The sequence below is a fragment of the Rhizobium sp. WYCCWR 11152 genome (genome assembly GCF_013087615.1).
GTDB classification, from domain to species: domain Bacteria; phylum Pseudomonadota; class Alphaproteobacteria; order Rhizobiales; family Rhizobiaceae; genus Rhizobium; species Rhizobium indicum.
This window is the reverse complement of the sequence record NZ_JABFCP010000006.1, coordinates 668,468-693,091: the sequence shown is the minus strand read 5'-3', so window position 1 is coordinate 693,091 and position 24,624 is coordinate 668,468. Positions and strand designations below refer to the sequence as shown.

23 protein-coding genes and 1 pseudogene are annotated in these 24,624 nt (G+C 60.9%); 20 read left to right on the top strand and 4 right to left on the bottom strand.

Annotated features, from left to right (window positions below):
* Positions 1 to 295 precede the first annotated feature (295 nt).
* The 3 genes and pseudogenes from G9X67_RS34930 to G9X67_RS09285 form a co-directional block, all read left to right on the top strand.
* The gene (locus tag G9X67_RS34930) at positions 296 to 529 is read left to right on the top strand and encodes a hypothetical protein (RefSeq protein WP_246705383.1); all 234 of its coding nucleotides are present in this window, start codon (positions 296 to 298) and stop codon (positions 527 to 529) included.
* A gap of 42 nt (positions 530 to 571) precedes the next feature.
* Complete coding sequence (locus tag G9X67_RS34925) at positions 572 to 919, top strand: hypothetical protein (protein ID WP_246705382.1); 348 nt, start codon at positions 572 to 574, stop codon at positions 917 to 919.
* Positions 920 to 987: 68 nt separating this feature from the next.
* Positions 988 to 1,140, top strand: a pseudogene (locus G9X67_RS09285) (helix-turn-helix transcriptional regulator); the annotation flags it as partial.
* A gap of 183 nt (positions 1,141 to 1,323) precedes the next feature.
* Here G9X67_RS09285 and G9X67_RS09280 read toward each other — a convergent pair.
* Entirely contained in the window at positions 1,324 to 2,049 is a 726-nt protein-coding gene (locus G9X67_RS09280; RefSeq protein ID WP_171598538.1) for a sugar transferase, read from the bottom strand.
* Between the two features lie 650 nt (positions 2,050 to 2,699).
* Positions 2,700 to 3,497, bottom strand: coding sequence for a 3'(2'),5'-bisphosphate nucleotidase CysQ (cysQ, locus tag G9X67_RS09275; protein ID WP_138330194.1), 798 nt, complete (start codon positions 3,495 to 3,497; stop codon positions 2,700 to 2,702).
* A 543-nt stretch (positions 3,498 to 4,040) separates the two neighbouring features.
* Between cysQ and G9X67_RS09270 the strand changes: the two genes are divergently transcribed.
* From G9X67_RS09270 to G9X67_RS09245, 6 genes are all read left to right on the top strand, one after another.
* Positions 4,041 to 4,943, top strand: coding sequence for a branched-chain amino acid ABC transporter permease (locus tag G9X67_RS09270; protein WP_003542342.1), 903 nt, complete (start codon positions 4,041 to 4,043; stop codon positions 4,941 to 4,943).
* Positions 4,944 to 4,947: 4 nt separating this feature from the next.
* A complete protein-coding gene (gene livM, locus G9X67_RS09265) occupies positions 4,948 to 6,339 on the top strand; it encodes a high-affinity branched-chain amino acid ABC transporter permease LivM (RefSeq protein ID WP_029872436.1) in 1,392 nt (463 codons plus the stop codon).
* A complete protein-coding gene (locus G9X67_RS09260) occupies positions 6,339 to 7,214 on the top strand; it encodes an ABC transporter ATP-binding protein (RefSeq protein ID WP_012758697.1) in 876 nt (291 codons plus the stop codon). The genes livM and G9X67_RS09260 overlap by 1 nt, the downstream gene beginning before the upstream one ends.
* On the top strand, positions 7,214 to 7,957 hold the full coding sequence (locus tag G9X67_RS09255) for an ABC transporter ATP-binding protein (RefSeq protein WP_171598537.1): 744 nt from the start codon (positions 7,214 to 7,216) through the stop codon (positions 7,955 to 7,957). The genes G9X67_RS09260 and G9X67_RS09255 overlap by 1 nt, the downstream gene beginning before the upstream one ends.
* A 19-nt stretch (positions 7,958 to 7,976) precedes the next feature.
* On the top strand, positions 7,977 to 8,330 hold the full coding sequence (locus G9X67_RS09250) for a DUF6867 family protein (RefSeq protein ID WP_138330195.1): 354 nt from the start codon (positions 7,977 to 7,979) through the stop codon (positions 8,328 to 8,330).
* Positions 8,331 to 8,450: 120 nt separating this feature from the next.
* Positions 8,451 to 9,572 carry a branched-chain amino acid ABC transporter substrate-binding protein gene (locus G9X67_RS09245; RefSeq protein WP_138330196.1) on the top strand — a complete coding sequence of 374 codons (1,122 nt, stop codon included), beginning with the start codon at positions 8,451 to 8,453 and terminating at the stop codon, positions 9,570 to 9,572.
* A gap of 316 nt (positions 9,573 to 9,888) precedes the next feature.
* Here the strand turns inward: G9X67_RS09245 and G9X67_RS09240 are convergent, their stop codons facing one another.
* Positions 9,889 to 10,806, bottom strand: coding sequence for a DNA-binding response regulator (locus tag G9X67_RS09240; RefSeq protein WP_138330197.1), 918 nt, complete (start codon positions 10,804 to 10,806; stop codon positions 9,889 to 9,891).
* Positions 10,799 to 14,185: an ATP-binding protein gene (locus G9X67_RS09235; protein WP_138330198.1), complete on the bottom strand. Its 3,387-nt coding sequence runs from the start codon at positions 14,183 to 14,185 to the stop codon at positions 10,799 to 10,801. The genes G9X67_RS09240 and G9X67_RS09235 overlap by 8 nt, the downstream gene beginning before the upstream one ends.
* A 179-nt stretch (positions 14,186 to 14,364) precedes the next feature.
* On the opposite strand from G9X67_RS09235, the gene G9X67_RS09230 reads away from it, so the two are divergent.
* The 11 genes from G9X67_RS09230 (at position 14,365) to G9X67_RS09180 (ending at position 24,602) form a co-directional block, all read left to right on the top strand.
* Positions 14,365 to 16,269, top strand: a complete 1,905-nt coding sequence (locus G9X67_RS09230; protein ID WP_138330199.1) for a phosphatase PAP2 family protein — start codon at positions 14,365 to 14,367, stop codon at positions 16,267 to 16,269.
* 185 nt (positions 16,270 to 16,454) lie between these two features.
* Positions 16,455 to 17,747, top strand: a complete 1,293-nt coding sequence (gene urtA / locus G9X67_RS09225; RefSeq protein ID WP_017961750.1) for an urea ABC transporter substrate-binding protein — start codon at positions 16,455 to 16,457, stop codon at positions 17,745 to 17,747.
* Between the two features lie 114 nt (positions 17,748 to 17,861).
* Positions 17,862 to 19,484, top strand: coding sequence for an urea ABC transporter permease subunit UrtB (gene urtB, locus G9X67_RS09220; RefSeq protein WP_171598536.1), 1,623 nt, complete (start codon positions 17,862 to 17,864; stop codon positions 19,482 to 19,484).
* Positions 19,481 to 20,644 (top strand): urea ABC transporter permease subunit UrtC, encoded by a 1,164-nt coding sequence (urtC, locus tag G9X67_RS09215; RefSeq protein WP_064652155.1) that lies wholly within the window; start codon positions 19,481 to 19,483, stop codon positions 20,642 to 20,644. Before urtB ends, urtC begins: the two co-directional genes overlap by 4 nt.
* Positions 20,645 to 20,649: 5 nt before the next feature.
* Entirely contained in the window at positions 20,650 to 21,405 is a 756-nt protein-coding gene (gene urtD, locus G9X67_RS09210; protein ID WP_026158829.1) for an urea ABC transporter ATP-binding protein UrtD, read from the top strand.
* A 76-nt stretch (positions 21,406 to 21,481) separates the two neighbouring features.
* Positions 21,482 to 22,000: a hypothetical protein gene (locus G9X67_RS09205; RefSeq protein ID WP_138330203.1), complete on the top strand. Its 519-nt coding sequence runs from the start codon at positions 21,482 to 21,484 to the stop codon at positions 21,998 to 22,000.
* 18 nt (positions 22,001 to 22,018) lie between these two features.
* A complete protein-coding gene (urtE, locus tag G9X67_RS09200) occupies positions 22,019 to 22,714 on the top strand; it encodes an urea ABC transporter ATP-binding subunit UrtE (RefSeq protein ID WP_138330204.1) in 696 nt (231 codons plus the stop codon).
* Between the two features lie 152 nt (positions 22,715 to 22,866).
* Positions 22,867 to 23,688 (top strand): urease accessory protein UreD, encoded by an 822-nt coding sequence (locus G9X67_RS09195; protein WP_171598535.1) that lies wholly within the window; start codon positions 22,867 to 22,869, stop codon positions 23,686 to 23,688.
* A 33-nt stretch (positions 23,689 to 23,721) separates the two neighbouring features.
* Positions 23,722 to 24,024 carry an urease subunit gamma gene (locus tag G9X67_RS09190; protein ID WP_003561955.1) on the top strand — a complete coding sequence of 101 codons (303 nt, stop codon included), beginning with the start codon at positions 23,722 to 23,724 and terminating at the stop codon, positions 24,022 to 24,024.
* A 10-nt stretch (positions 24,025 to 24,034) separates the two neighbouring features.
* The gene (locus G9X67_RS09185; RefSeq protein ID WP_171598534.1) at positions 24,035 to 24,286 is read left to right on the top strand and encodes a DUF1272 domain-containing protein; all 252 of its coding nucleotides are present in this window, start codon (positions 24,035 to 24,037) and stop codon (positions 24,284 to 24,286) included.
* Positions 24,287 to 24,296: 10 nt separating this feature from the next.
* Complete coding sequence (locus G9X67_RS09180; RefSeq protein WP_171598533.1) at positions 24,297 to 24,602, top strand: urease subunit beta; 306 nt, start codon at positions 24,297 to 24,299, stop codon at positions 24,600 to 24,602.
* Positions 24,603 to 24,624 lie beyond the last annotated feature (22 nt).

Genomic DNA, 24,624 nt, shown 5'->3' with positions numbered 1-24,624 from the left:
GCCCTGGCCGGTGATCGGGGCGGCTGCCTGCCGCTACGTCAATTTGTAGCGCCTGCATGGGGGCCATGGGGAATAAATATTAGCTGATTTCCCGGGACGATTTTATAAGGGCTGCAACATAAGAATGAGCGCAAGACTTCGTCTCCGTTCTTCCCGCTGTATCAGTCCAGTCCGTGTTTTTGATGCTTCGTATCCTCGGGATGCGGGCAGAAACCGACTTTGCTCATGCCCCGGCGCGAACGTTTCGCCGCCCGCAGCGAGGCCGAGCCGAAGCTGGCCGTACGAGGATATGAAGTTGAAAAGACGTGAGCGCGCAGTCGGCGACTGCGCTGAGGATGCTGCATTTTCGCCTTCGCAGGCCGATGGCACCGGGGTTTCGGCCGACGACGGCAAGGAACGGCTCGACGCGATGGCGAAGCTTGCGGGTTTCGATTTCTATCTACTCTCGGCTTTCCCGCGGGGCGACCGCATGGCTTTCAACGAAAACCGGTTGATCAGCAATTGGCCGCAAAGCCTTGTCGGCTTTTAAGAGGCTGCCGATCTCTTCTATTGCAGCAGACTGGTGACCGCGATGAAGCGGACGATCGTGCCGATCTTCTGCGAGGAGGGGTGGTTTGCGGGCAGCGCCGCCAAGCAGGAAAACCGCAAACTCAACGTGCTCTTTCAGATGCATGGGCTGAAAAATAGCTTCGCCTTCACGCTGCACGACGCTGACCTGAAACAATACATCTTCGCCTTCTCTGGCGGCTGTCCTATGCCCACCCGAGAGCAGGCGATGGCGCTGCTCTACGGCTGCATGGAGCTTCTGGACAAGGTTTCGCGTAGCGGAGCGTGGAGGATGGCCCGTTGGAGACGCTCACCCGGCACGAAACCGAATGCCTGCGACGCTGCCCGATTCCTTAAATCGGAATCGATTTAAGGAATCGGGCAGCAATTCAAAGTGCTACAGCCTCCTTTGCGCGTCTAAAAAGACCCGCGGCGCTGTAGTCCGCGACCGGCAAAAGCAGCGACGAGATCGCGATCATTCTCGATCTCTCGTCGCATACGGTGGTGGGTTATCTGAAGAGCGCGATGCGCAAGCTCGATTCGGTCAGCCGCCTGCAGGCGCTCGCCAGAGCATCCCGGTGCCGGCTGCTCTAAAGCGCGTCGCATCGCGCTTTAGGTCTTTGTTTTATGCATGTCGGTTTCCCAAAACCGCTGTACACTTTTGGGCGACATGCATAGGGCAGCCGGCCCTTTCTCACAAAGCTAAAGCTGGGAAGCATGTCGCACAAAATGTGCATCGCTTTTTGTGCGACATGCGCAAAAACAAAGACTAAAGATTTAGAAGCCTTTTCCGCGGGTCAGCTCCGACACGACGGTTCCGAAAATGATGCGCATGTCCATCAAGATCGAAAAATTCCCGACGTAGTAGAGATCGCTGGCGATGCGGGCGCGCGCCTTGGCCGGACGGTCGGTCGGACCGCGCAGGCCGCGCATCTGGGCAAGACCCGTCATGCCAGGGCGCATCGCATGGCGCTGATGGTATTCCGGTACGAGCTCTTCGTAGAGCACGCCGCCGGCGCGCATGCCGATCGCATGGCAGCGCGGGCCGACGACCGACATGTGGCCCAGCAGCACGTTCAGCAGCTGCGGCAACTCATCGACATTCGTACGGCGCAGAATGGCGCCGATGCGCGTGACGCGCGGATCGTTCATCACCGTCTGGGCAACGCCGGAGACGTCGCAGAGGTCGGTGCGCATGGAACGGAACTTGTAGACCTTGATGGCCTTGCAGTTCTTGCCCCAGCGGGTCTGCTTGAAGAGCACCGGCCCCGGGCTGTCGATCTTGATCAGCAGGGCGACGAACAGAAGGAAAGGGGCGAGGACGAGGAGGGCGCTCAACGACGAAACAATGTCGAACGCCCGCTTCAGGACCAGATCCGCCAACGGCGCCTGCGGCGCATCGCTGTGGATAACAGGGGTCTGGATCTTCAGGCTCGGCTGCTGGCGGCGGCTCGGCCGGAAGGACTCTGTCGAAATGCTGTTGTTTAATTCCGTGATGCTCAAGGATCGTACTCTGTTGTCTTCGAGGGGGCGCGGCGGCAATAGGCGATCAATGGTTAACCCTGTCACCAGGGCTGCACTTAGGTCTTGGTAACCCTACTAAAACGGAAAAATGCGACAATTGTGTAATGGTGTCCAGAGAAATATCGCATCGCAGCAAATCTTTCGCATCTGCGTTAAGTTGAGGCAAGCTCATGATATTTCGTTAATAATTGAAATTTTGTCAAAGTTTCTAGGCCTTTGGAGGGGTTCGCCGAGGGCTGGCGACGTGCCGTTTCGACACTTGGCCCATGGCTCTTAACCGTATTTCTTAACGGCAGACGAGGCGAAATTTTTCTGATGAGGATATCGATCGGTGTCGAAGCCGTGTCAGAATGTGACAAAATCAAGGCGGGTTGGGTGGCGGTATGGCGTCCGGAAACGATGCAGAGCGACGAGTTTCCGGCCAGAATCACCTAGTGAGGCCCGATCGCGCGAATCACTCACAGCTGGAAATGGGATCGTGGACCGCTTCCGGACCCGCAGGGGGAGGATATTGGCGGGTAAGGGGGGCGGCCGCAGGTCGATCGCGGATCGTCGCGGCACGCCTGGACGCGTGGCGGCGATGCAAAGGATTGCGCCGCCTGCCGGTATTCAGCGATTCCCGCGGGTGATCACGCCGGTTCGAGGACGCGTTTCCTGCCACCCCAGGAGATGAAGTTCGGGTTGGCGAAGTCGAAATCGGCGGCCGTTCCCGTCTTGCCATAGGTCAGCGGCGTCCCGTCCAGCGTCACCGTCGAACCGCCAGCGGCGCGCAGCACCGCATCGCCGGCCGCGGTGTCCCATTCCATCGTGCGGGTGAAACGCGGATAAACGTCGGCCTTGCCTTCGGCGAGCAGGCAGAACTTCAGAGAGGAACCGATATTGGTGCATTTGAAGATCGCGTGGTCGGCGAGGAAGCTTCCGGTCTCCGGGCTGTTGTGACGAAGGCTTGCAAGCGCCAGCCTGTCGTCCGGCTGTTCGCGCACCGTGATTGCGCTGCGTGCGCCAACCGTGAAATCGTCCATGACGACGAGCCTTTCGGCCTGGCCGCGTTCTCCCGAGAAGGCAAGCCCCAGCGCCGGCGCATAAACGATGCCGGCCACCGGGGCGCCGTTCTCGATATAGGCGATGTTGACGGTGAATTCCTGTCGTCCGTCGACGAATTCACGGGTGCCGTCGAGAGGGTCGACCAGGAAGAAGCCTCGCCCGGCAATGTCGGGCACTTTTCCGGCGGCGACCGATTCTTCCGCCACGACGGGTATTTCGGGATAATCTCTGGCGAGATGAGCGAGGATGATACGTTCGGCCTCCTCGTCGGCGACCGTGACCGGACTTGCATCCGCCTTCATGGCTACGGGGAAGCCTTCGCGCAAGACCGTGATGATGGCCTTGCCGGCTTCGAGCGCCGCCTTTTCAAATGTCCTCAGCATTGTCCTTTTGCCGTTCGCCACGCGGCGAGCACCCCGCTGACGCTCGTCCGCAAACCATCCCTGTCACAACCAGATACGCAAGTTAATATGGTGTTCCCCGTCGTGCTCCGCATCCCTCAATACGCAGCCTGATGATGCTACCATAAGTTTTCAGCCTTGTCAGACGAAGATGCGGCATCGCTGGTGAAATGGCATTCGTCAAAGGGGCTGCCTTGGGGTCTGAATTTGCTCCATCTTCCAATTCTGTGGAATAGCTTACGCAGCAAGCGGCGCAGGAAATCGACGGCGATATCTCCGGATGGTTAACCCAGTGGCCGTTTCTGGCTAAAAATAGGCCCTACTCTGCCGTTTTTCTGTGGATTTTGGTTCAAAATGCGCCAGTTAACCCTGTTTCCGCAAGAATCTGTCGGAGTAAATCCTTTTTGTCTTCACATTTTCGATGAAACCGCTATGCATTCGGCCTATGAGGTTCCCTGAAACGGGGAACCAAAGAACCAAAAAGAGATGCAGCATGTTTCGCTCGCATCCAGGGGAAAACGACATATGGAGTATTTCGTCCAGCAGCTCTTAAACGGGCTGACGCTCGGATCCATCTATGGCCTTGTGGCTATTGGCTATACGATGGTTTACGGCATTATCGGCATGATCAATTTCGCCCATGGCGACATCTTCATGCTCGGTGGTTTCGCCGCTCTTATCGTCTTCCTCGTCCTCACATCCATCTTCGCAGGTCTCCCGGTGGCCGTTCTGCTGCTGGTGATGCTTGTCGTTGCGATGCTGATGACGAGTTTGTGGAATTGGACGATCGAGCGCGTCGCATACCGGCCCCTGCGCGGGTCCTTCCGCTTGGCGCCGCTGATTACCGCGATCGGCATGTCGATCACGCTGTCCAACTTCATCCAGGTGACGCAGGGTCCACGCAACAAGCCGATCCCGCCGATGGTGAGCTCGGTCTACCAGTTCGGCAACATCTCGGTGTCGCTGAAGCAGATCATCATCATCGTGATCACCGCAGTGCTGCTGACGATCTTCTGGTACATCGTCAATCGCACGGCACTCGGCCGTGCCCAGCGCGCCACTGAGCAGGATCGCAAGATGGCGGCGCTGCTCGGCGTCAACGTCGACCAGACGATCTCGATCACTTTCGTTATGGGTGCGGCACTCGCGGCCGTGGCCGGCACGATGTACCTGATGTATTATGGCGTCGCCTCGTTTAACGACGGCTTCACGCCTGGTGTGAAGGCCTTCACGGCAGCCGTTCTCGGCGGCATCGGTTCGTTGCCCGGCGCCGTCTTCGGCGGCCTGCTTATCGGCCTTATCGAGTCGCTGTGGTCGGCATACTTCACCATCGCCTACAAGGACGTCGCGACCTTTGCGATCCTGGCTTTCGTGTTGATCTTCAAGCCGACCGGCATCCTCGGGCGGCCGGAAGTCGAGAAGGTATAACGTCATGGCAAACATCGAAAATTCTGCAGGCAAGCCCGATGCCGGACTTGTCCGCAAAGGCCTTACCGAAGCTCTTTTCGCCGCCGTCCTGTCGTTCGGCATGTTCGTTCTCTATGTCGGCCTCAAGACCGACCAGAACATCAGCAACGAGTTGATCATTGTCCAGCGCTGGGGCCTGCTTGCGATCTTCGTCGCGGTCGCCGCCATCGGCCGCTTCGCCATGGTCGTTTTCATCAGGCCGAATATCGACCGCCGCAAGCTCAGCAAGGCGCGCGAGGGCGAGCTCGCCATCTCGACCGAGAAGAGCTTCTTCCACCGGCATTTCCTGAAGATCGCGCTGATCGCGCTGCTGCTTTATCCCATGGTGGTGGTGGCGATCAGAGGCCCTCAGGGCTCGCTGACATATGTCGACAATTTCGGCATCCAGATCCTGATCTATGTGATGCTCGCCTGGGGGCTGAACATCGTCGTCGGCCTCGCCGGCCTGCTCGACCTCGGCTATGTCGCCTTCTATGCCGTCGGCGCTTATTCCTACGCGCTGCTTTCGAGCTATTTCGGCCTGTCCTTCTGGGTGCTGCTGCCGCTTTCGGGCATCTTCGCGGCACTCTGGGGCGTCATTCTCGGCTTCCCGGTGTTGCGCCTGCGCGGCGATTACCTTGCCATCGTGACGCTTGCCTTCGGTGAAATCATTCGTCTCGTCCTCATCAACTGGACTGACGTGACGAAGGGCACCTTCGGTATCTCGAGCATCCCGAAGGCAACGCTCTTCGGCATTCCCTTCGATGCGACGGCCGGCGGCTTTGCCAAGCTCTTTCACCTGCCGATCTCCTCGGCCTATTACAAGATCTTCCTGTTCTATTTGATCCTGGCGCTCTGCATGCTGACGGCTTATGTCACCATCCGGCTGCGTCGCATGCCGATTGGACGCGCCTGGGAAGCTTTGCGTGAAGACGAGATCGCCTGCCGTTCGCTCGGCATCAACACGGTGACGACCAAGCTCACCGCCTTTGCGACGGGCGCGATGTTTGCCGGTTTCGCCGGCTCGTTCTTTGCCGCCCGTCAGGGCTTCGTCTCGCCGGAATCCTTCGTCTTCCTGGAATCGGCCGTCATTCTCGCCATTGTTGTCCTTGGCGGCATGGGGTCGTTGACCGGCATCGCGATCGCCGCCATCGTCATGGTCGGCGGCACCGAGTTGCTGCGCGAGATGAGCTTCCTAAAACTCATCTTCGGACCAGATTTTACGCCGGAACTCTACCGCATGTTGATCTTCGGCCTCGCCATGGTCGTCGTCATGCTGTTCAAGCCGCGCGGCTTCGTCGGCTCGCGTGAGCCGACAGCCTTCCTCAGAGAACGCAAGGCGATATCCGGAAGCTTCATCAAGGAGGGCCATGGTTGATGAGCCCCGTAACGAATACGATGTCTGACGACACTCTTCTCAAGGTCGAACACCTGTCGATGAAGTTCGGCGGCCTGATGGCCATCAACGACTTCTCCTTCGAAGCCAAGCGTGGCGATATCACCGCGCTGATCGGGCCGAACGGCGCCGGCAAGACCACTGTCTTCAACTGCATCACCGGCTTCTACAAGCCGACGATGGGCATGATCACGTTCAACCAGAAGAGTGGCAAGCAATACCTGCTGGAGCGCCTGCCGGACTTTCGCATCACCAGGGAAGCCAAGGTCGCACGCACCTTCCAGAACATCCGGCTGTTCTCCGGCCTGACCGTTCTCGAAAACCTGCTGGTTGCCCAGCACAACAAGCTGATGAAGGCATCGGGTTATACGATCCTCGGCCTTATCGGTGTCGGCCCCTATAGGCGGGAAGCGGCTGCTGCAATCGAGCTCGCCCGTTTCTGGCTCGAGAAGGCCGACCTGATCGACCGCGCCGACGACCCCGCCGGCGACCTGCCCTACGGCGCCCAGCGGCGTCTCGAAATCGCCCGCGCCATGTGCACCGGCCCGGAGCTGCTTTGCCTGGATGAACCGGCTGCCGGCCTCAACCCACGGGAATCGGCAACGCTCAACGCGCTGCTGAAGAGCATTCGCGCCGAAACCGGAACGTCGATCCTGCTGATCGAGCACGACATGTCTGTGGTCATGGAAATCTCCGACCACGTCGTCGTCCTCGAATATGGTCAGAAGATTTCCGATGGCACGCCGGATCACGTGAAGAACGATCCGCGGGTCATCGCGGCCTATCTTGGCGTCGAGGATGAAGAAGTGGAAGAGGTGATCGCAGCCGTCGAGCAGCTCGAAGGAGGCGCAAACTGATGGGCGATGAAGTAATGACGGGTCAACCGCTCCTTCAGGTGAATGGCGTCGAAACCTATTACGGCAATATCCGGGCGCTGGCCGGCGTCGATGTCCACGTCAACAAGGGCGAGATCGTCAGCCTGATCGGCGCCAACGGCGCCGGCAAGTCGACACTGATGATGACGATCTGCGGCAGCCCGCAGGCCCGCACCGGTTCGGTGGTCTTCGAGGGCCGCGACATCACCCGCATGCCGACGCATGAAATCGCCCGTCTGCGCATTGCACAGTCGCCGGAAGGCCGCCGCATCTTCCCGCGCATGACGGTTCTGGAAAATCTTCAGATGGGTGCCGGCCTCGATAATCTGAAACACTTCGCCGAAGACGTCGAGAAGATCTTCACGCTCTTCCCGCGTCTCAAGGAACGTCACGCCCAGCGGGGTGGAACACTTTCGGGCGGCGAGCAGCAGATGCTGTCGATCGGCCGCGCGCTGATGGCGCGCCCGAAGCTGCTGCTTCTCGACGAACCCTCGCTCGGTCTTGCGCCGCTGATCGTCAAGGGCATCTTCGAGGCGATCAGGAAGCTCAACGAGGCGGAGGGGCTGACCGTTTTCCTCGTCGAGCAGAACGCGTTCGCCGCCCTCAGGCTTTCTCACCGCGCCTACGTGATGGTGAACGGCAAGGTGACGATGAGCGGCTCCGGCACGGAGCTTCTTGCCAATCCCGAGGTCCGCGCCGCCTATCTCGAAGGCGGAAGACACTAGGTCGAAAGGAGAGTTTGACATGCAGGGACTTTTCTTCGAAGCGGATGCCGGCCCCCTTGTGGCGATCCGTGTCATCGTCTTGCTCTTAGGCTTCTGGACGGCCTGGCGCGCCGGCAAAGCGGTTGCCGAGGGCTGGAGCGACTATCCGCTGGTCATCGTCTATACATTTCTGCTCGCCTGGGCGATGCAGTTCCTGCATCATGCCCTGTTCAACGGGCCGATGCTCAACACCTTCTACTATATCCTCGACTTCGTAACGCTGCTGGTGTTCTCGACGGCCGGCTTCCGCTACCGCCGCACCAATCAGATGGTTAACAACTATTACTGGCTGTACGAAAAAACTTCCGCGTTTTCGTGGAAGGACAAACATTGACAGTCCGTTGAAACTAGGCATGAATTGCCTTCCGAGTGGAACAGCTTTCCTGGCGCAGTCAATGGTGGGTAGTGCGCTGGGCCTTGGACCGGAACCCGCCCAAAAATTGGGAGTAATAATATGAAGAAGTCTCTTCTGTCGGCAGTGGCTCTGACGGCGATGGTCGCCTTCAGCGGCAACGCGTGGGCCGACGTTCTCATCGCTGTCGCTGGTCCGCTGACTGGCCCGAACGCCGCGTTCGGCGCTCAGCTCCAGAAGGGTGCCGAACAGGCAGCCGCCGACATCAACGCGGCTGGCGGCATCAACGGCGAGCAGATCAAGATCGAGCTCGGCGACGACGTCTCCGACCCGAAGCAGGGCATTTCGGTCGCAAACAAGTTCGCTGCTGACGGCGTCAAGTTTGTCATCGGCCACTTCAACTCGGGCGTTTCGATCCCGGCTTCGGAAGTCTATGCCGAAAACGGCATCCTCGAAATCACCCCGGCCGCGACGAACCCGACCTTCACGGAGCGGGGCCTCTGGAACACGTTCCGCACCTGCGGCCGTGACGACCAGCAGGGTGCCATCGCCGGCAAATATCTTGCCGATCATTTCAAGGACGCCAAGATCGCTGTCGTTCACGACAAGACCCCCTACGGTCAGGGCCTTGCCGATGAAACCAAGAAGGCTATGAATGCCGCTGGCGTCACGGAAGTCATTTACGAAGGCATCAACGTCGGCGACAAGGACTTCTCGGCCCTCATCGCCAAGATGAAGGAAGCCGGCGTCTCGATCATCTATTGGGGTGGTCTGCACACCGAAGCCGGTCTCATTATCCGCCAGGCGGCCGACCAGGGCCTGAAGGCGACGCTGGTTTCGGGTGACGGTATCGTTTCGAACGAACTGGCCTCGATCGCTGGCGACGCCGTCGCCGGTACGCTGAACACCTTCGGCCCCGATCCGGCGGCGAACCCTGCGAACAAGGAACTCGTCGAAAAGTTCAAGGCCGCTGGTTTCAATCCGGAAGCCTACACGCTCTATTCCTACGCTGCGATGCAGACGATCGCTGGGGCCGCCAAGGCTGCCGGTTCGCTGGATCCTGAGGCCGTTGCCAAGGCCATGAAGGAAAAGGGCCCGTTCCCGACCGTTCTCGGCGACATTTCGTTCGACGAAAAGGGCGACCCGAAGATTCCTGGCTACATCATGTACGAATGGAAGAAGGGTCCGGACGGCAAGTACAGCTACTTCCCGCAGGGCATGTAAGCCGCGCTTCCCTTTATGGGACACGATTATCGAAGCCCGGTTCCGACCGGGCTTCTTTCTTTTGGCGGGTGTTTCAATTCCGGCCTGGCTACCGTGCCGCAATCGCTCATCGATCGATCCCACGAAGACGGCGCGTTATGGCGCCCGGCAGCTCGCTTCACTGGGGGGTTGCTGACGGCGAAAAACGGTACGATCCGGGGGGTGGGCTTGACGTTTACGAGGCGGAACCTGATGTGCCGAGGCGCTTCGGCGAATGGAGACCGTCATGGTCCCACGGCATCTCGGCAGCGCCACGGAACCAGCCTCCATCACCCTCTTACATCTCGTACAGCACGTGCGTGGCTTTCACGGCGGCCGAGGCGCGGTTCTCGACGCCGAGCTTCACGTAAATCTGTTCGAGGTGTTTGTTCACCGTCCGCGCTGACAATCCCAATATTTCACCGATGTCGCGGTTGGCCTTGCCCTTGGCGATCCAGAGCAGCACTTCGGATTCGCGCTGGGTGAGCGAGAAGCGCTGGCGCAGCACCTCGTCGTCGCTCCGCTGATTGGCGGCGGTGAGGCGGAAGAGATATTCGTCAGGGCCGATTGCGCCGAGGAAGGCGAGCTGCAGCGCCGCCTGGCCGGCATGGGCGATCGAGATGATGCCGTCGCGCACCGCGGCGACGCGGTCGCGCATCCAGCCGGCGATATGGCGGACGACGATTTCCATGCCGTCATCGCTGCCCATGGCGGCATTGACCAGGCGTGTCGCTTGCGGCGTTGACCAGTGGATGGCGCCGTCGCCCTTGACTGCCAGCAGATGGCGGCCGGCTGCGTCGAGCGCCACGCGGGCGCTCTGGGCCGAGCGGGCATTGCGCAGATGGACGCGGATGCGGGCGCGCAGTTCGTCGATATTGATCGGCTTGCTGAGATAATCGACGCCGCCGGATTCCAGCGCGTGCACGACATGCTCGGTCTCGGTCAGGCCGGTCATGAAGATGACGGGCACCTGCGCCACCGCGGCATTCGCCTTCAGCCGGCGGCAGGTCTCGAAGCCGTCCATGCTGGGCATGACGGCGTCGAGCAGGATGAGATCGGGCGTGATGCGCTCGACGATACCAAGTGCCGCCGTGCCCGATGTGGCGATCAGCACGGAGAAGCCGGATTGTTCGAGCGCGTCGGTCATGAAGCCGAGTGCTTCGGCCGAGTCGTCGACGAGCAGAACGATGTCGCGGGGGAGGGCCGGCTCAGCCAATGGATTCCACCTTTTCGTCGAAGTCGTGCAGGAAGGTCATGAAGCCGGCGAGATCGAAGGCGGCGACATAGGCGCGAAGTTCCTCCGTGAATGGCTGATTTGCCTCCACCTTGGCAAGGTCCGAAAGCTTGGCTTCGATGCCTCTGATATAGCCGATCTCGCCGAGCCGCAGCAATTCCTGCACATGGGCAGCACCTGGGCTCAGCATCGGCGCTTCGATCTTGACAGGAACGGCTGGCGTGGCATCGGCATAGATCCATGTCAGGCCAAGATGCAGGGCGAGCTTGTCGCGCAGCTGGCGGATGTCGACCGGCTTGCCGATCGCATCATTGTGGCTGTCGTCACTGTCGCTGAGAACGGCCGCGTCACCGATATTGGCCGAGAGCATCAGCACCGGTGCCGTCTGGCCGGCCTCGCGCAGACGCGAGACGAGCTGCCAGCCGTTCATGCCGGGCATCAGGATATCGACGAGGAAAAGGTCCGGCATGATGCCCTCGATCAGCGTCAGGCATTCGCCGCCGCCTGCCGCCGTCAACACGATGAAATCGAGCGGCGCCAGGATCTCGCGCATCATCTCGCGGTGGTCCTCGTTGTCGTCGACGACGACGACCGTGCGGCGCGGGCCGTCATAACCGACGATGCGCTTCTCCTGCGGCGCTGCGGCCACGGCGCGCGTGACGGCAGACAGCATCAGCCGGACGCGGAAGGTCGAGCCTTCGTCCTTCGCGCTTGAAACCGAGATCTCGCCCCCGAGCGTATTGGTCAGAAGCCGGGTGATGGTGAGGCCGAGGCCGAGCCCCGGCATCGGCCGCACGCTTTCGGCTTCACCGCGCTGGAAGGGTTCGTAAATACGGGGCAGGTCTTTCTCCGTGATGCCTCGGCCGGTATCGGCAACGGTAAAGGTCGCGACCTGGCTGCGATAGCCGACATCGAAGGTGACGCTGCCTTCGTCAGTGAACTTGATGGCATTGGAGAGCAGGTTGACGAGGATCTGGCGCAGGCGCTTTTCGTCGGTGCGGACGAATTGCGGCAAGGCCGGCGCGCGCTCATGGATGAAGGCAAGCCCCTTTGCCTGCGCCTGCGGGCGGAACATATCGACGATCTGGTCGAGAAAATCCTGGATGTTGATCTCGTTGGAATAGACCTGCAGGCGGCCGGCCTCGATCTTCGAAATATCCAGCAGGCCGTCGATCAGGCCGGAGAGGTGTTCGGCGCTACGGCGGATGACCTTGATCGAGGATTGGCGCGGCGCCGGGATGGTCTCGTCGCGTTCGAGGATCTGGGCGTAGCCGAGCACGGCGTTCAGCGGCGTGCGTAATTCATGGCTGAGCCCGACGACGTAGCGGCTCTTGGCGCGGTTGGCGGCCTCGGCCGTCTCCTTGGCGTTTTGCAGGGCGGCGTCGGTCTTCTTGTGGGCGGCGATTTCCTTCAGCAGCAGCGTGTTCTGGCGTGAGGATTCCTCCTCGGCAACGACGCGGCTGTCATGGGCGAGCACATAGAACCAGCAGACGACGCCTGAGATCACCGAGAAGACGAAGAAGACGATGAGGATGGTGCGATTGACGACCTCACCCGTCTCGGGCGAGGCGGAGGCGACCTGATGGGCGATCATCGCCAGGATTGCGCCGATGGCGGTCAATGCCAGCACGACGGCGATGCCGTAGCGGCCAAGGCGCGTCGCCAGCTTCCCCAGAATGGCTTCCGGCAGCAACGCCTTGGCGACGGTGCCGACCTGCGCGTTGAAACGGGCAGCCGGCTTGCACATGTCGTGGCAGCGACTGTCGAGCGAGCAGCAGAGCGAGCAGATCGGCGCGGCATAGGCCGGGCACCAGGCCATGTCCTCCGGCTCGAACGGATGCTCGCAGACCGAGCAGGTGATGTTCGCCAGGTTCTTCCAGCTCTGGCGCGGCTTGCGGGCGAGATAGAACTTGCCTTTCGTTGCCCAGGCGATGACAGGCGAGGCGACCAGCGCAATGACCAGCGTAATATAGGGAGCGAGCGAGGCGGCGATCTCCCCGAAGGCGCCGAAATGGGCAATCAGCGACACCGTCGCCGACAGCGTCATGGCGCCGAGGCCGACCGGGTTGATGTCGTAGAGGTGGGCACGCTTGAACTCGATGCCGGGAGGAGCCAGCCCCAGCGGCTTGTTGATGAAGAGATCGGCGGAGATCGTGCAGAGCCAGGCCATGGCGATGATCGAGAAGATGCCGAGCGTCTCCTCCAGCAGCCGGTAGATGCCGAGTTCCATCAAAAGCAGGGCGATTGCGACGTTGAAGACCAGCCAGATGACGCGGCCGGGATGGCTGTGGGTCAGCCGCGAGAAGAAGTTCGACCAGGCGAGCGAACCGGCATAGGCGTTCATCACATTGATCTTCAGCTGCGAGACGACGACGAAGGCGGCCATCAACAGCAGCGCGCCATTATGCCAGGGGACCATGTAGCCGAAGGCGGTCAGATACATCTGCGCCGGGTCGGCGGCGCGATCGAGGGGGACGCCCGAGGTGAAGGTCAGCACGACCAGGAAGGAGCCGGCAAGCAACTTCGGCGCGCCGATGATGACCCAGCCGGGCCCGGCGAGAAAGATCGCCAGGCGGTGGCGCCACTTGCGCTGCGGGTCCGGCGGCAGGAAGCGCAGGAAGTCGGCCTGTTCGCCGATCTGCGACATCAGCGCCAGGATGACGGCGGAGGCCGCGCCGAACTCCACCAGATCGAATTCGGCGATGGTGCCGGGCGGACCGGAGGCATGGCGGATGCCGGCGAAGGCGCGCCAGAGATCGAATTTTTCCCAGTCCAACAGGGCGATGAAGATGAAGGGCAGGATATTCAGCACGATCCAGAAGGGCTGGGTCATCAGCTGGAACTTGCTGATCAGCCGTACGCCGTGCGTCACCAGCGGGATCACCATGACGGCGCTGATGATGTAGCCGATCCAGAGCGGGATGCCGAGGGTGAGCTCCAGCGCCCCGGACATGATCGATGCCTCGATCGCAAACAGCATGAAGGTGAAGCTCGCATAGATCAGCGAGGTGATGGTCGAGCCGATATAGCCGAAGCCCGCGCCACGCGTCAGAAGATCGATGTCGACGCCGTGGCGGATGGCGTAGCGGCTGATCGGCAGGCCGATCGCCAGCATGGCGATCGAGGCGACGATGATGGCGTAAAAGGCGTTGGTGGTGCCGTAGGAGAGGGTGATTGCGCCGCCGATCGCCTCCAGCGCCAGGAAGGAGATCGCGCCGATCGCGGTCTGCGAGATGCGCTGCGAGGAGAAATGCCGGGCGCTCTTGGCAGTGAAGCGCAGCGCGTAATCTTCCAGCGTCTGGTTGGCGACCCAGCGATTATATTCGCGTCTTACCGGAATGATGCGTTGGCGCGCTGCCATGTCTTCCTTTCCGGCATTCCGGTTGGGCTCATCGTCTCTCCGGCAGTTTTGGCGGGATGGTTGGGAAAGGCAAGAGGCAGGCACCGGCTGGTTCACAGAATGGCAATATTTTTGCAATTGAACTGTCACATAAGAACTCTAACTCTCCCGGCGTTCGTTCAACCATTTCGGGTATCACCATGTCTGTTTTAAGCCTTTGCCGTCTGAGCACTGCCCTCGTCTGCCTTCTTTCGATCGTGCCATCGCTTGCCAGCGCCGAGCAGGTAACAGTGGCGAAAGCTGCTTATGCGGAAGCCGGAAACACCAACAAGCGCGGTGACGCCTGCTTCTCGACGGTGGACACCAACGCCGCCGTTCACCTCCTCTCCGGCTTCCTCGAAATCTGGACCCCGCGCACGCCTTTCGTCGATGCGGGTGTCGAAGCCCCGGCCAAGGATAATTGCCCGGCGGTCGCCAAGACGGATTGGGATGGTATTCCCGCCAGCAAGACCGACGGCCATATCGTCAACCAGGCCGTCCATGACGCCAACATCGGCTATGTCGTCAATGCGACACGGGCGCGGACGGCCGATCAGGCGGTCGCTGCCTATCTCGATGATCGGCGGGGCAAGAATGCCAGCATCGTCGATGGCCTCGGTCCGCTGACGGATGCCTGGAAGGCCGGCTCCAAGCAGACCACTACGATCACCGAGGTGGCGGCCGACGCGACGACGGTCAAATATGACGACAAGGGCAACAATCGCGGTGCCGGCAGCAAGCCGGACGCGGAAAACAAGACCGATGCCAACCCCGACATGGGCCTTGCAATCGACTTCATCATTGCTGCAAGCGGTGACGGCTCGACGGAGCCTGCCAAGCGCTATTTCAAATATGGCCGTCCCTACCGCTGGAGCCAGGACGTGTCGGTGGTGCCGACGCTGCAGCCCGCCAAGAGCGGCAAGCCGGTCGAGGACGGCGGTTTCCCGAGCGGGCATACGGCGGAAGCCTGGCGGGATGCGCTCGCCATGGCGTATCTCGTGCCGCAGCGCTTTCAGGAAATGATCACGCGCGCCAGCGAGCTGGGTGAAGACCGCATCCTCGCCGGCATGCATTCTCCTCTCGACGTGATGGGCGGTCGGATGCTCGGAACGGCCACGGTCGTTTACAATCTGAACAAGGCCGACAATGCCGCGCTGAAGAGCGATGCCTACGCCCAAGCGCAGTCATGGCTCGTCGCCAAATCAGGCGTTGCGGATGCGGGCGCGCTCGAGGTTGCCGCCCAGGCGGCACCGCTGGCTACAGACCGTTTCGCCGATCATGACGCCAATCGCACCTACGTGCTGCAGCGCCTGAGCTATGGCCTGCCGACGATCCATGCGACCGATCAGCCGGCGCGCGTGCCGCAGGGCGCTGAAGCGCTTCTCGAAACGCGTCTGCCCTATCTGGACGGCGAGCAGCGCCGCGCCGTGTTGAAGACGACGGAGATCGCCTCCGGCTACCCGCTCCTTGACGATGCGGAAGGTTACGGCCGTCTTAATCTGTTTGCCGCCGCCGACGGTTACGGTGCGTTCGAACAGGACGTGACCGTGACGATGGACGCGGCAAAGGGCGGCTTCAATTCGATCGATACCTGGCGGAACGACATCACTGGCAAGGGCAGGCTGGTGAAGCGCGGCCAAGGCATCCTCGGGCTGTCAGGCGCCAACAGCTATGCCGGTGGCACCGTTCTGGAAGAGGGCGCGCTGGTGGCCGGCTCACCCTCGGCCTTCGGTACCGGCGGGCTGACGGTTAACGGTGGTTCGCTCGTTCTGGCGGCCGAAAAACCGTTGACCGTGAGTGGTGATTATCAGCAGTTCGCCAATGCCACGACGAAGCCGGCGCTGGGCGAAAACGGCGCGGGCACGCTGGTCGTCGAGGGCAAGGCGGCGCTGGCCGGCGACCTCGAGGTGACGCTTGCCGATGGTTATGCCCCGACGCCCGGAACCAAGATCGAAATCCTGAAGGCGAGTGCCGTGACCGGCACCTTCGGCAAGGTCACGGTCTCCGGCCACAAGGCGAGCCTCTCCTACGGCCCGACGTCAGTCACTTTGACGATCGACGGATAATTTCCGCCATCGAGACGGGGCATCCTGCTGCAGGGATGCCCTTCCTTCTCTGGCCTGCCTGTTTGACCCCCGCGCCTACGTCAATCGACGTATGTGTTTTCGCGCTGCAGCACCCGATAGTCCCTTAAGCAACAGTTAATCTCCGTTTCCGGCCTGTTGCGGAACAAGAAGAGGGGCTCAACCAGATGAATCTCAGAACTACTATTGCGGGCGCTGCACTCGGCGCCGTCATGGCGGCCTCGGCTGCCTTCAGCGGTGCGGTTGCCGCCGATGATACGATCAAGGTCGGCATTCTGCACTCGCTCTCCGGCACCATGGCCATCTCCGAGACCACGCTCAAGGACGCCATGCTGATGCTCATCGACGAGCAGAACAAGAAGGGCGGCCTTCTCGGCAAGAAGCTCGAGGCCGTCGTCGTCGACCCGGCTTCCGACTGGCCGCTGTTTGCCGAAAAGGCACGTGAGCTGATCCAGAAGGACAAGGTTGCCGCCGTATTCGGTTGCTGGACGTCCTCGTCGCGCAAGTCCGTTCTGCCGGTTTTCGAAGAGACCAACTCGATCCTCTTCTACCCGGTCCAGTATGAAGGCGAAGAGTCCTCGCGCAACATCTTCTACACCGGTGCTGCTCCGAACCAGCAGGCTATTCCTGCTGTCGACTACCTGATGGAAAAAGAAGGCGTCAAGCGCTTCGTTCTCGAAGGTACGGACTACGTCTATCCGCGCACGACCAACAAGATTCTCGAGGCATACCTGATTTCGAAGGGTATTCCGAAAGAAGACATCATGACCAACTACACGCCGTTCGGCTTCTCCGATTGGCAGACCGAAGTTTCCAAGATCAAGGAATTCGGTTCGGCTGGCAAGAAGACCGCCGTCGTCTCTACGATCAACGGCGATGCCAACGTTCCGTTCTACAAGGAACTGGGTAACAAGGGCATCAAGGCAACCGACATCCCCGTCGTCGCCTTCTCGGTTGGCGAAGAAGAGCTTGCCGGCCTCGACACCAAGCCGCTCGTCGGCCATCTCGCTGCCTGGAACTACTTCGAATCGGTCGAAAGCTCGGCCAACAAGAAGTTCATCAAGGACTGGCACGCTTTCACCAAGAACGACAAGCGCGTGACGAACGACCCGATGGAAGCTGCGTATATCGGCTTCAACGCATGGGTTAAGGCCGTCCAGGCTGCCGGCACGACCGATACCGACAAGGTTCTCGACACCATCATCGGCGTTAGCGTTCCGAACCTCTCCGGCGGTTATGCGACCGTGATGCCGAACCACCACATCACCAAGCCGGTGCTGATCGGTGAAATCCAGGCCGACGGCCAGTTCGAAATCGTCCAGCAGACACCTGCCGTCGTCGGCGACGAATGGTCAGATTTCCTGCCTGACTCCAAGGATCTGATCTCCGATTGGCGCAAGCCGATGTCCTGCGGCAACTTCAACGTCGCTACGGGCAAGTGCGGTGGCAAGGGCTCCTGAGCACGCCTCGATCCGATGATTGCATGAAGGCTTCCGTCCGGGTTTGATCCCGGGCGGAAGCTCCGTCCCAGCGATTGCGCCGCGAGGCCAACACTATCAAGGGCGAGAAAGCCGATGTATCGCGCCATAAAGATTTTCCTCATCACGGTTTGCCTGACATTTTCGGGCGTGATGATCTCGAGCGAAGTCCAGGCCCAGGACGATATCCACGTGCTCATCGACGCGCTCGGCGTCGGCGATTTCCCGGAACGCGAAGTGGCCATCAAGGCGCTGGTCGCTTCCAAGGACCAGCATGTCAGCCAGATCCTGCAGCAGTTGAGCGACGGCCTTCTCTACGTCAATTCAGATGGCGGCCCGGTTCTCCTCCAGGGTGGTACCGATGACGAACCAACCTATTCCGATCCGATCACCGGCGAAGCCGCTGCCGATGTCGATCCGGATCTGATGACGAAGGTCAAGATCAACAACGCGCTACGCGGCGTCATCGGCGCCGCCACGAGCCAGCTGACGCTGATGAGCCCGGACCGTTCCGCGCGACTTGCCGCGGCGCAGGGCCTTCTGAAAGATGCCGATCCCGCCAATCTCGACCTGCTGAACACGGCGCTTGCGGCCGAAAAAGACGCTGAGATCAAGAATACGATGGAAGCGGCGCGCGCAGTGCTGCTGCTCAAGACGGATGCGAGCGTCGAAGACAAGAAGGCTGCGATCGATACGATCGCGGCGCGCGGCAATCGCGATGCGCTGACCATCCTCACGACCACACTCGAAACCGCGCCGGACGACCTGAAGCCGGCGATCCAGGCGGATATCAGCTCCATCAATCGCAGCCTGGCGCTGTGGGATATCGTCCAGAACATCTGGTACGGATTGTCTCTCGGCTCGGTACTGCTGCTTGCCGCGATCGGCCTTGCCATCACCTTCGGCGTCATGGGCGTCATCAACATGGCGCATGGCGAAATGGTGATGATCGGCGCCTACACCACCTATGTGGTGCAGGAATACATTACCTCCGCCTTTCCTGAACTTGCCGATTATTCGCTGGCCTTTGCCGTGCCTGCGGCCTTCGTCTTTACCGGCTTCGTCGGTCTGGTGATCGAGCGCGCCGTCATCCGCTATCTCTACGGCCGGCCGCTCGAAACGCTGCTCGCCACCTGGGGCGTGTCGCTCATCCTGCAGCAGGCGGTGCGCAGCATCTTCGGCCCGACCAACCGCGAGGTCCGCAATCCGACCTGGATGTCCGGCGTCTTCGATCTCGGCGGGCTCTCCATCACCTGGAACCGACTGTGGATCATCGTCTTTTCGATGGTGGTCTTTGTGGCGCTGCTCCTGCTGCTCAAGCGGTCCGCCTTCGGCCTGCAGATGCGTGCCGTTACGCAGAACCGGCGCATGGCGTCGTCGATGGGCATCCGCACCGGCTGGGTCGATGCCTTCACCTTCGCGCTCGGCTCGGGCATTGCCGGCATCGCCGGCGTGGCGCTCAGCCAGATCGACAATGTCTCGCCGAACCTCGGTCAATCCTACATCATCGACAGCTTCATGGTCGTCGTCTTCGGCGGTGTCGGCAATCTCTGGGGTACACTGGTCGGTGCACTGTCGCTCGGCGTCGTCAACAAGTTCCTCGAGCCCTTCGCCGGCGCCGTGCTCGGCAAGATCCTGGTGCTCGTCCTCATCATTCTCTTCATCCAGAAGCGTCCCCGCGGGCTCTTCGCACTCAAAGGAAGGGCGGTGGAAGCATGATAACGGCCTTCCTTCTCCGATCACTCGATCGCAAGATCGTCATTGCCATCGCCCTCCTGCTTCTGGTCGCCGTCCTTGTGCCGGTCCTGAACCTGATGACGGGGCCGACCAATCCGCTGCACGTGCCGACTTATATCATGTCGCTGTTCGGCAAGTATCTGACCTATGCGCTGCTGGCGCTGGCGCTCGATCTCGTCTGGGGCTTCTGCGGCATCCTCTCGCTCGGCCACGGTGCCTTCTTTGCGCTCGGCGGCTATGCGATGGGCATGTATCTGATGCGCCAGATCGGCACGCGTGGCAGCTATGGAGACCCTGTTCTGCCCGACTTCATGGTGTTTCTGAACTGGAAGGATTTGCCCTGGTTCTGGTACGGCTTCAACCATTTCTGGTTTGCGGCGCTGATGGTGCTCGTCGTGCCCGGCCTGCTGGCCTTCGTCTTCGGCTGGTTTGCCTTCCGCTCACGCGTCAACGGCGTCTATCTCTCGATCATCACCCAGGCGATGACCTACGCGCTGCTACTGGCCTTCTTCCGCAACGACATGGGCTTCGGCGGCAATAACGGCCTTACCGATTTCAAGGACATTATCGGTTTCAACGTCCAGGCTGACGGCACGCGTGCAGTCCTCTTTGCGGCAACTGCGATCTTCCTTGCTCTATCGCTGCTGCTCGCCTCGGCGATCGTGCGCTCGAAGTTCGGCAAGGTACTGGTCGGCGTGCGCGATGCGGAAAGCCGCACACGCTTCCTCGGTTACCGCGTCGAGCACTTCAAGCTCTTCACCTTCGTCGTCTCGGCGATGATGGCTGGTATTGCCGGTGCGCTCTACGTGCCGCAGGTCGGCATTATCAATCCCGGCGAATTCGCGCCTGCCAATTCGATCGAAGTCGTCATCTGGACGGCGGTGGGCGGGCGGGCGACGCTGATCGGTCCGATCATCGGCGCGATCCTCGTCAACGGCGGCAAGACGATCTTCACCGGCCTCTTCCCGGAGTTCTGGCTGTTTGCGCTGGGCGGTCTCTTCGTTGCCGTCACGCTGTTCCTGCCCAAGGGTGTCGTCGGCACGATTGCGCAATATCTCGGCAAGCGGAAGGTCGTCTCCAAGGCGGCACCACCGGCGGCCGAGGAAGACGGTATCGAGCCGAAAATCCAGGCAGCGGAGTGAGCGCCATGATCCCCGACGTCAAACCCACCAGCGTGCTTTATCTCAACGGCGTCTCGGTTTCCTTCGATGGCTTCAAGGCACTGAATTCGCTGTCGATTGTCATCGAACCCGGCGAACTTCGCGCCATCATCGGCCCGAACGGCGCCGGCAAGACGACGATGATGGATATCATCACCGGCAAGACCAGGCCCGATGAGGGCGAGGTGTTCTTCAACGGCACGATCGATCTCACCAAGAAGGATGAAGCCGATATCGCCCAGCTCGGCATCGGCCGCAAATTCCAGAAGCCGACCGTCTTCGAAAGCCATACGGTGTGGGACAATCTGGAGCTGGCGCTGAACCGTCGTCGCGGCGTGTTCTCGACGCTGTTCTACCGGCTTTCGGGCGAGGACAAGGCGCGCATCGAGGAGATCCTCGAAACGGTGCGGCTGACGCATCGCCGTGACGAATTCGCTGCCAATCTCTCGCACGGGCAGAAGCAATGGCTGGAGATCGGCATGCTCTTGGCGCAGGAGCCGAAGCTGCTGCTGGTCGACGAACCGGTGGCCGGCATGACGGATGCGGAGACGGCGGAAACTGCGATCCTGCTCAAGGATATCGCCAAGACGCGCTCGGTCGTCGTCGTGGAACATGACATGGGCTTCATCCGAGACCTCGGCGTCAAGGTGACCTGCCTTGCTGAGGGATCGGTGCTGGCCGAAGGGTCGATCGATTTTGTGAGTTCGGATCCGAAGGTCATCGAGAACTATTTGGGGCGGTGATGAATGCAACTTACAGGCTTGAACCTGACAAAAGAACGAGCTCTAAAACGAGCGGGTTTTATTGTGGGGTTTCATCATGGCTTTTCTCGGTATTCTGGTCGTGGCGATCAGCGGCGCGGTCGTCTGGTATTGGCGTTTGAAAATGGTGCGTGAGGCGGGAAACGAGATCATCGATTCCGTCGAGCGTATGCGGGGCGCTTATAAGCGCGGAAAGTTCCGCAAGCAGGCCGAGGCAGCGCCGCTGGCCTCGATCGCCGATCCGGCGATTGCGGCGGTGGCCTTCCTCTTCTGCCTTGCCAAGGAAAAGCCGATCTATTTCGACGCTGCGAAGGATGTCGTTCGCAATCGCATGAAAGGCATCATCCGGCCGGGCGATATGCAAGAGGTGCTGGTTTTCGGCGAGTGGGCGTCTAAGAACGTCACCAGTCCCGAAGATCCGATCCGACGGTTCCGGCCTCTTTGGATAGAGGCGCTCGACATGCAAGAGCGTCAGCAATTGATCGGCATTGCCGAGGAAGTGGCCGAGGTCGGTGGTGAGAGAACGAAGGAACAGGAGCACGCCCTGCAAATGCTGAGGCGCATGCTGATGAACTGATGGGGAATGGGTGAACGCATGCTGACAGTCGAAAACGCAAACCTGCATTATGGTGCCGCTCAGGCGCTGCGCGGCATCTCGATCACAGCGGAGATGGGCAAGATCACCTGCGTGCTGGGGCGTAACGGCGTGGGGAAGAGTTCTCTTCTGCGCGCCGTTACCGGCCAGCATCCGCTGTCGGCGGGTACCGTCACCTTCAACGATACAAAGCTCAACGGCCTGCCGCCCTTTGCCCGTGCCAAGCAGGGCATCGGCTATGTGCCGCAGGGGCGCGAAATCTTCCCGCTACTGACAGTCAAGGAAAATCTCGAAACCGGCTTTGCTCCGCTTGGCCGCCGCGACCGCAACATCCCCGATGACATCTTCAGTCTCTTCCCGGTGCTGAAGTCGATGTTGTCACGTCGCGGCGGCGATCTTTCCGGCGGGCAGCAGCAGCAACTGGCGATCGGGCGCGCCATGGTGACGCGGCCGAGGATTCTCGTGCTCGACGAGCCGACCGAGGGCATTCAGCCATCGATTATCAAGGATATCGGCCGGGCGATCCGCTATCTGCGTGACTCCACAGGCATGGCGATCCTGCTCGTCGAGCAATATCTCGATTTCTGCCGTGAGCTTGCCGACTATGTCTACATCATGGACCGCGGCGAAATCGTGCATGAAGGGCTTGCCGAGACGCTGGATACGCCGGAGGCCCGCCGCCACCTGACTGTCTGACCGGCAGATGCCGCATATTGCAGCAGAGGGCGCGGCGCCTGGAAAACCTTCCGCCGCCGCCAGAGGTCTGCTCGGGGCGGCATAGGAATTGCTTGCTTTCCGCTATCTGCGCGCTTGAATGAAAACCGGGGGGCGCGACCGAAAGGGACGATATGACGATTGCGGCGGCAGGCACGAGACCGCAAAGAGCGGAAGGGCGCGGGCATCTGGCGGCAAAGCTGTTCGATGGCCGCACGCGCATCCGTGAACTCTATCAGGAGGGGGCGGCGAAGATCCGCCTGCCCGATACCTTCGACGCCTCCATGGAAGCCGTCATCATCAATACCGCTGGCGGGCTGACGGGCGGCGATCGGATGAATTGGAGCGTGGATGCCGGCGCCGGCACGCGCATCGACGTCACCACTCAGGCTTGCGAGAAGATCTACAAGGCATCGGCCGGCATCGCCGAGGTGGCGACCAGCATCAAGGTTGGAGCCCAAGCCCGCGTCGACTGGCTGCCGCAGGAAACGATCCTCTTCGACCGGGCCGCACTTTTCCGCCGGCTGGATGTCGATCTTGACGAGAGCGCCGAATTTCTGGCTGTCGAAGCCGTGCTGCTCGGCCGCAAGGCGATGGGTGAGGCGGTGGTATCGGGGCTGTTCCGCGATCGCTGGCGCATCCGCCGCTCGGGTCAACTGATCCACGCCGAAGAACTCAGACTTTCCGAAGGTGTGGCGGCACTGGCGGCGCGACAGGCCGTGCTCGGCGGACAGGTGGCCTTTGCGACACTGCTTTATGCCGGGCCGCTTTCAGAAGCCTATCTTGGCAAAGTCCGGCCGCTCGTCGAAGGATCGATGGGCGGTGCGAGCGCTTGGAATGGCAAGCTCGTCGTCCGCCTTGCCGCAGCCGACGGCTTCTCACTCAGAAAAATCCTGATCCCGGTCATTTCCGTCTTGCGCAATGGTGCGCCTGTGCCGAAAGTCTGGAATCTATGAACTTCAGCATTCGATCAAGCAGATGGACAAGCGATGAACCTCACTCCGAGAGAAAAAGACAAGCTGTTGATTTCGATGGCGGCGATGGTGGCGCGGCGGCGGCTGGAGCGCGGCGTCAAGCTGAACTATCCCGAAGCGATCGCGCTGATCAGCGACTTCGTCGTCGAAGGCGCCCGCGACGGCCGTCCGGTTGCCGAACTGATGGAAGCCGGTGCCCATGTGATCGGCCGCGACCAGGTGATGGAGGGCATTGCCGAGATGATCCATGACGTGCAGGTGGAGGCAACGTTTCCCGATGGCACCAAGCTCGTCACCGTGCACGAACCAATCCGGTGAGGAGATAGGAATGTTGGAGCTCAGGCCCAATTGCGAATGCTGCGACAAAGATCTGTCGCCTGACAGCGCAGAGGCACGGATCTGCACCTATGAATGCACCTTCTGCGCCGATTGCGTGGACGCCGTGTTGAAGGGTGTCTGCCCGAACTGCAGTGGCAATCTCGTCGCGAGGCCTATTCGGCCGGTGGCGATGCTCGCCAAAAATCCGGCGTCGACGAAGCGTGTGCTGAAAGCCGAGGGCTGCGCGCCCAAGGCGGCTTAAGGAGGACGAGATGATTCCAGGCGAAATCATTGCCGCAAGCGGCGACATCGAACTGAATGCCGGCGCGCCGACGGTGACGCTGGAGGTTTCCAATACCGGCGACCGGCCGGTGCAGGTCGGCAGCCACTATCATTTCGCCGAGACCAATGCCGCGCTTTCCTTCGATCGCGCGGTAGCACATGGCAAGCGGCTCGATATTCCGGCGGGGACGGCGGTGCGCTTCGAACCGGGGCAGACGCGCTCGGTGACGCTGATCCCGCTTTCCGGCAAGCGCGAGGTCTACGGATTCCGTCAGCTGGTGATGGGCAAGCTTTAAGAACTATAGTCTGGAGAAACGC